This is a genomic window from Pseudomonas edaphica (assembly GCF_005863185.1).
In the GTDB taxonomy this organism is placed as follows: Bacteria; Pseudomonadota; Gammaproteobacteria; order Pseudomonadales; family Pseudomonadaceae; genus Aquipseudomonas; species Aquipseudomonas edaphica.
Map to the genome: position 1 here is coordinate 1 of NZ_VBVZ01000364.1, position 6,334 is coordinate 6,334.

Genomic DNA, 6,334 nt, shown 5'->3' on the forward strand with positions numbered 1-6,334 from the left:
CCTTTACGTTAACGTAAGCTTGCGTTACGGCGCTGTCAATCGTAGTTTACGTTTACGTCAACCTACAAAAAAGACAACAGGGGTCGTTATGGATCAACCGCACCCGAGCTACAGCCGTGGCTCCCAGGACAAGACCTTGCTGGCCATGACCATCGGTCAGGCTTTCGATCGCACCGTTGCGCACTACCCCGATGGCGAAGCCTTGGTGGTGCGCCATCAGCAACGCCGTTACACCTGGCGGGAGTTGGCCGAGACGGTGGATTTGCACGCCCGCGCATTCATGGCCCTGGGCATGCAAACCGGCGATCGCCTGGGCATCTGGGCGCCCAACTGTGCCGAGTGGTGCATCACTCAAATAGCCAGCGCCAAGCTCGGGGTGATCCTGGTGAATATCAACCCGGCCTACCGCAGCAGCGAATTGGACTACGTACTCAAACAGTCCGGCTGCGCATGGCTGGTGTGTGCCGGCTCGTTCAAGAGCTCCGATTACCACGCGATGTTGCAGGAACTGAACCCCGACGTGCGCGGCCTCATCAGCCTGGACCCCAGCCCGCCAGCGGGATTTATGCCCTGGTCGCAGTTGGCGGCCCTCGGTGCTGGCATCCCGCCCGAGCAGCTTTATAGTCGCCAAGCCAGCCTGCACTTCGATCAAGCCGTCAACATCCAGTACACCTCCGGCACTACGGGCTTCCCCAAGGGCGCCACCCTCAGTCACCACAACATCCTCAATAACGGTTACATGGTCGGCGAAAGCCTGGGCCTCACCGCGCAGGACCGCCTGGTGATCCCGGTGCCGCTGTACCACTGCTTTGGCATGGTCATGGGCAACCTCGGCTGTATCACCCACGGCACCACCATGATTTACCCCAATGACGGTTTCGACCCGCTGCTGACGCTCACCGCCGTCGCGCAAGAACGCGCCACCGGCCTGTACGGCGTGCCGACCATGTTTATTGCGCTGCTGGATCACCCACGTCGCAGCGAATTCGACCTGGCCACCTTGCGCACCGGCATCATGGCCGGCGCCACGTGCCCCATTGAAGTGATGCGTCGGGTCATCAGCGAGTTGCATATGGGCGAAGTGCAGATTGCCTATGGCATGACCGAAACCAGCCCGGTGTCATTGCAGACCGGCGCCGATGACGACCTGGAGCGGCGCGTCACCACCGTTGGCCGCACCCAGCCCCAGCTCGAAAACAAAATTATCGACGAGGCCGGTAACACCGTGCCCCGTGGCCAGATCGGTGAACTCTGCACCCGTGGCTACAGCGTGATGCTCGGCTACTGGAACAACCCCGAAGGCACCCGCGACGCGATTGATGACGCAGGCTGGATGCATACCGGCGACCTGGCGAGCATGGATGAACACGGCTACGTGTGCATCGCCGGGCGCAACAAGGACATGATCATTCGTGGCGGTGAGAACGTGTACCCGCGCGAGCTGGAGGAGTTTTTCTTCACTCACCCGGCGGTGGCCGATGTGCAGATCATTGGCATTCCGGATGAGCGTTACGGCGAAGAGATCGTTGCCTGGGTCAAATTCCATCCCGGCCATGTGGCCAACGAACTGGAGCTGCAAACCTGGTGCAAGGGCCGCATTGCGCACTTCAAGACGCCCAAGCACTTCAAGTTCGTGGATGAGTTTCCGATGACGGTGACGGGCAAGATCCAGAAGTTTCGCATGCGCGAAATTTCGATCGAGGAGCTGCGAACCCAATCCAACTGACAGCACAGGCTTATGTGGGAGCTGGCAAGCCAGCTTCCACAGAAAGCACAAAGGGGACCCGAAGGTCCCCTTTAATTTGTCGTTGCGTGCTCTTTTTTTATTATTGAGGGGCGGTCTGTTGTTGTTTTTGGCAACCGTTACCCTTTACCGCTGTTTTTTGCGACCCCCATCCGGGATCAAGAGCAAACGTATTTTTTTGAACGCTGATCTGCTTCTTCGTTAACGATCCAACCAGTGGCAGCTACCTGAGGTAGTTTTATTTTTCTCTAACCGGTTGCGGGTGTCGGCACGCCGTACCCTGCGAAGCACATCTTCTTCAAAAAAATCTGTTAGCTGCGTCTCTGCCGTGTTGTTTTTGTTATGTCAGAGTCGTTTCGTCTTATTTTTATTAGGTTTGGCGCTTTTTATTCTTGTTATGCCATAGAGATAGCAGGAGCCGTGCCAACTTATAAAAGTCATTTAAAATCAATGGTTTAATTTTTGTGTAGGGTTTTGCCTACGGATAATTCGACAAAATATGTTCCCGTGTTACTCGATGTGTATGCGTGCGGTAACACATTGTCACGGCTAAGCTACTCAACCGGCGTTACGTGCCTTGGCGACTCGCGAACCCGTCGGCCGAACCAGCACGTTACTGATCTGCAGGCCTGCACGAATCAATGCCTCCAGATCGATACCGGTGTCGATACCCAGACCATTGAGCAGGTACACCACATCTTCGGTGGCGACGTTACCGCTGGCGCCCTTGGCGTAAGGGCAGCCGCCCAGGCCCGCAATAGAGCTGTCGAACACCGTGATGCCTTCGAGCAGGCTGGCGTAGATATTCGCGATTGCCTGGCCATAGGTGTCATGGAAATGCCCGGCCAGCTTGTCCCGTGGCACCTGCGCGCCGACCACTTCGAACAACCGTCGTGTGGCGCCTGCGGTACCGGTGCCGATGGTGTCGCCCAGCGACACTTCATAACAGCCCATGGCATACAACTCACGTGCTACTGCGGCGACTTGTTCCGGCGCAATCTGGCCTTCGTAAGGGCAACCCAACACACACGACACATAACCACGCACGCTGATGCCGTGTTGCTTGGCGGCCGCCATGATCGGCGCAAAGCGCTCCAGGCTGTCGCTGATGGAGCAGTTGATATTGCGCTGCGAAAACGCCTCGGACGCCGCCGCAAATACCGCGACTTCCTTTACGCCAGCCGCCAGCGCATCTTCAAAGCCGCGCAGGTTTGGTGCCAGCGCGCCGTAGGTGACGCCGGGCGTGCGCTGGATCTGCGCAAACACCTCGGCGGAGCCGGCCATCTGCGGCACCCATTTGGGCGAGACAAAACTGCCGACTTCGATATAACTCAAGCCGGCTGAGCTGAGTGCGTCCACCAGTTGAACCTTGTCGGCCACGCTGATCGGCTGGGCTTCGTTCTGCAAACCGTCGCGCGGGCCGACTTCCACCAGGCGCACATAAGAGGGGAGAGACATGGGCAGCTACCTTGTGTTTATGGACCAACCGGGTTCATGGTCTGCGCCAGCGCCTGGGTGCAACGCTCTTCGGCGGTGTCCAGTTCCAGCTTCATCTGTTCGATATCAAGCATCTGTTGCTCGAGCTGCTCACGGCGCTCGGCGATTTTCGCCAGCATGCTGTTGAGCTGGATGTGGTTGCCGCTGGTGGGGTCATAGAGTTCGATCAGCTCACGGCATTCGGCCAGGGAAAAACCGATGCGCTTGCCGCGCAGGATCAACTTGAGGCTGACCTTGTCGCGCGCCGAGTAGATGCGCTCCTGGCCCCGGCGCTCCGGGGCCAGCAGGCCTTGTTCTTCGTAGAAACGAATGGCGCGGGTGGTGATGTCGAGCTCGCGGGCGAGGTCAGAGATGCTGTAGGTCGTGCTCATGGCGGCGCTCAAGAAGGTCTTGGCGCTAAGCTAAAGGCAGGTTGACGTTTACGTCAAGCAAATAGCCTGGATTGACTCACACCCTGTGGCGAGGGAGCTTGCTGTGGCAAGCCTGCTCACTACAACAAGCCTGCTCACCAGAGCTTAGGCTTGCTTGCCATCCAGTTTCTTTTCGTGCGCGGTGACTTGCTGGCACAACTCGATCATCTGCTCACGCATCCAGCGGTTGGCCGGGTCCTGGTCGGTGCTTTCGTGCCAGTACAGGTGGGTTTCCACCGGCGGCACATCGTTGACCGGCAGGTTGAACCAATGCAGCTCATGGCGGCGGGCAAAGCGTTCGGGCACGGTCATCACCATGTCGGTCTGCTGCAACACTTGCGAAGCCATCAGGTAATGCTGGGAACGCAGGGCGATCTTGCGCTGGATGCCCATCTTGCCCAGCGCTAGGTCAACGTGGCCCAGGCCGTTGCGGCGGCTGGAGATATGAATGTGAGTCAGCGACAGGTAGTCATCCAGCGTGAACTTGTCCTTTCCCGCCATCGGATGGCCCTTGCGCATGGCGCATACATAGCGATCTTCCATCAGTTTGACGTGGCGCACTTGCGGGTCGGTGTTGAGCGGTGCGTCCACGGCAAAGTCCAGGCGCCCGGCGGCCAGTTCCTTGGTGGTTTCGCGGCGTTTGGACAAGAAACTCTCGATCACCACGGTTGGCGCCAGGCGGCGCAGGCGCTGGAACAGCAGCGGCAGAATCACCGCCTCGGTGAGGTCGGTCATGCTGATGCGATAAGTCTTGGCCGCCTGTTGCGGGTTGAAAATTCGGCTTTCCTGCACCGACACCCGCAGCAACGACAACGCGTTGCGCACCGGGCCGATGATGTTCTGCGCCATGGGCGTGGGCACCATGCCTTGCGCGGTGCGCACGAACAGCGGGTCGTTGAAGGTTTCGCGCAGGCGGGCCAGGGCGTTGGATACCGCCGGCTGGGTGATACCAACGATCTGCCCGGCGCGGGTCAGGTTGGCTTCGGTGTAGATCGCGTCGAAGACGATAAACAGGTTGAGGTCGACCTTGCTCAGATTCATTTCGTTGCGCTCTTATTTTCAGGTGGCGATTTATCAGGTGCTCATACGCCGATCATATATCGGTGATGAATGTTAATACACGCCGAGAATAGGCTAGGTAAATTATCAGCGCTGTTCTAGCATCGATTGCATGACCTAAACAACCTCTCAGAGAAGGGAGCTGCTCATGGATTTCGCCTATTCGCCCAAGGTTCAGGAACTGCGTGAACGCGTCACTGCGTTCATGGACGCTTACGTTTACCCGGCCGAGCCGGTGTTCGAACGCCAGGTCAGCGAAGGTGACCGCTGGCAGCCCACCGCGATCATGGAAGAGCTCAAAGCCCGTGCCAAAGCCGAAGGCCTATGGAACCTGTTCCTGCCCGAATCCGAGCTGGGCGCCGGCCTGACCAACCTCGAATATGCGCCATTGGCCGAAATCATGGGCCGCTCGCTGTTGGGCCCGGAGCCGTTCAACTGTTCCGCCCCCGACACTGGCAACATGGAAGTGCTGGTGCGTTACGCCAATGAAGAACAGAAGCAACGCTGGCTCGAACCGCTGCTGCGCGGCGAGATTCGCTCGGCGTTCGCCATGACCGAACCGGACGTGGCCTCATCCGACGCCACCAACATGGCCGCCCGCGCCGAGCGTCAAGGCGATGAGTGGGTGATTAATGGCAAGAAGTGGTGGACCTCCGGCGCCTGCGACCCGCGTTGCAAGATCCTGATCTTCATGGGCCTGAGCAACCCGGACGCGCCGCGCCACCAGCAGCACTCGATGATCCTGGTGCCGGTAGACACGCCAGGGGTAAAAATCGTACGACCACTGCCGGTGTTCGGCTACGACGACGCACCCCACGGCCACGCTGAAGTACTGTTCGACAACGTGCGTGTGCCGTATGAAAACGTACTGCTGGGTGAAGGCCGTGGCTTCGAAATCGCCCAGGGCCGCCTTGGCCCAGGCCGCATACACCACTGCATGCGCTCCGTCGGCATGGCCGAGCGTGCGCTGGAACTGATGTGTAAACGCTCCGTCAGCCGCACCGCGTTCGGCAAACCATTGGCGCGCCTGGGCGGCAATATCGACAAGATCGCCGACTCGCGGATGGAAATCGACATGGCGCGCCTGCTGACCCTGAAAGCGGCGTACATGATGGACACCGTCGGTAACAAAGTGGCGAAAAGCGAAATCGCGCAGATCAAGGTCGTGGCGCCGAACGTGGCCTTGAAGGTGATTGACCGGGCGATTCAGATCCATGGTGGCGCCGGTGTTTCCAACGACTTCCCGCTGGCCTACATGTACGCCATGCAACGCACCCTGCGCCTGGCCGACGGCCCGGATGAAGTGCACCGTGCGGCGATTGGCAAGTTTGAGATTGGCAAGTATGTGCCTAAAGAGCTGATGCGCAGCGGGCAGTAACACCGAGGCGCCTGCATCGCAGGCAAGCCAGCTCCCACACTGGAATGCATTCCAAAGGTGGGAGCCGGGCTTGCCCGCGATGAGCATAGGTATCTACACAACTTTTGAAGGCAGCCAATTTCTCCTGTGGCGAGCAGGCTTGCCCTGCGTTGGCTGCGAAGCGGCCCAGTAAAGGCACTGCAATTTTCCTGAAAGAACTCAGCGACTGGGTTTGGGGCTGCTTCGCAGCCCAACGCAGGGCAAGCC

The 6,334-nt window shown here is 59.0% G+C and carries 5 protein-coding genes; 2 read left to right on the forward strand and 3 right to left on the reverse strand.

Features of this window, described 5'->3' with window-relative positions; genetic code table 11:
* Positions 1-88: 88 nt before the first annotated feature.
* Positions 89-1,726, forward strand: coding sequence for an AMP-binding protein (locus FEM54_RS21535; RefSeq protein ID WP_138452898.1), 1,638 nt, complete (start codon positions 89-91; stop codon positions 1,724-1,726).
* A 576-nt stretch (positions 1,727-2,302) separates the two neighbouring features.
* Here FEM54_RS21535 and FEM54_RS21540 read toward each other — a convergent pair.
* From FEM54_RS21540 to FEM54_RS21550, 3 genes are all read right to left on the reverse strand, one after another.
* Positions 2,303-3,202: a hydroxymethylglutaryl-CoA lyase gene (locus FEM54_RS21540; protein ID WP_138452900.1), complete on the reverse strand. Its 900-nt coding sequence runs from the start codon at positions 3,200-3,202 to the stop codon at positions 2,303-2,305.
* A gap of 17 nt (positions 3,203-3,219) precedes the next feature.
* Positions 3,220-3,612, reverse strand: a complete 393-nt coding sequence (locus FEM54_RS21545) for a MerR family transcriptional regulator (protein ID WP_017136513.1) — start codon at positions 3,610-3,612, stop codon at positions 3,220-3,222.
* A gap of 144 nt (positions 3,613-3,756) precedes the next feature.
* Positions 3,757-4,692 carry a LysR family transcriptional regulator gene (locus FEM54_RS21550; RefSeq protein ID WP_017136514.1) on the reverse strand — a complete coding sequence of 312 codons (936 nt, stop codon included), beginning with the start codon at positions 4,690-4,692 and terminating at the stop codon, positions 3,757-3,759.
* Between the two features lie 166 nt (positions 4,693-4,858).
* On the opposite strand from FEM54_RS21550, the gene FEM54_RS21555 reads away from it, so the two are divergent.
* Positions 4,859-6,088, forward strand: coding sequence for an acyl-CoA dehydrogenase (locus FEM54_RS21555; protein ID WP_058420935.1), 1,230 nt, complete (start codon positions 4,859-4,861; stop codon positions 6,086-6,088).
* The last annotated feature ends 246 nt before the right edge of the window (positions 6,089-6,334 follow it).

Excerpts from the sequence above, each read along its gene's own strand:
- FEM54_RS21550 (WP_017136514.1), bottom strand. The coding sequence starts at position 4,692 with ATGAATCTGAGCAAGGTCGACCTCAACCTGTTTATCGTCTTCGACGCG.
- FEM54_RS21540 (WP_138452900.1), bottom strand. The coding sequence starts at position 3,202 with ATGTCTCTCCCCTCTTATGTGCGCCTGGTGGAAGTCGGCCCGCGCGAC.
- FEM54_RS21555 (WP_058420935.1), top strand. The coding sequence starts at position 4,859 with ATGGATTTCGCCTATTCGCCCAAGGTTCAGGAACTGCGTGAACGCGTC.
- FEM54_RS21535 (WP_138452898.1), top strand. The coding sequence starts at position 89 with ATGGATCAACCGCACCCGAGCTACAGCCGTGGCTCCCAGGACAAGACC.
- FEM54_RS21545 (WP_017136513.1), bottom strand. The coding sequence starts at position 3,612 with ATGAGCACGACCTACAGCATCTCTGACCTCGCCCGCGAGCTCGACATC.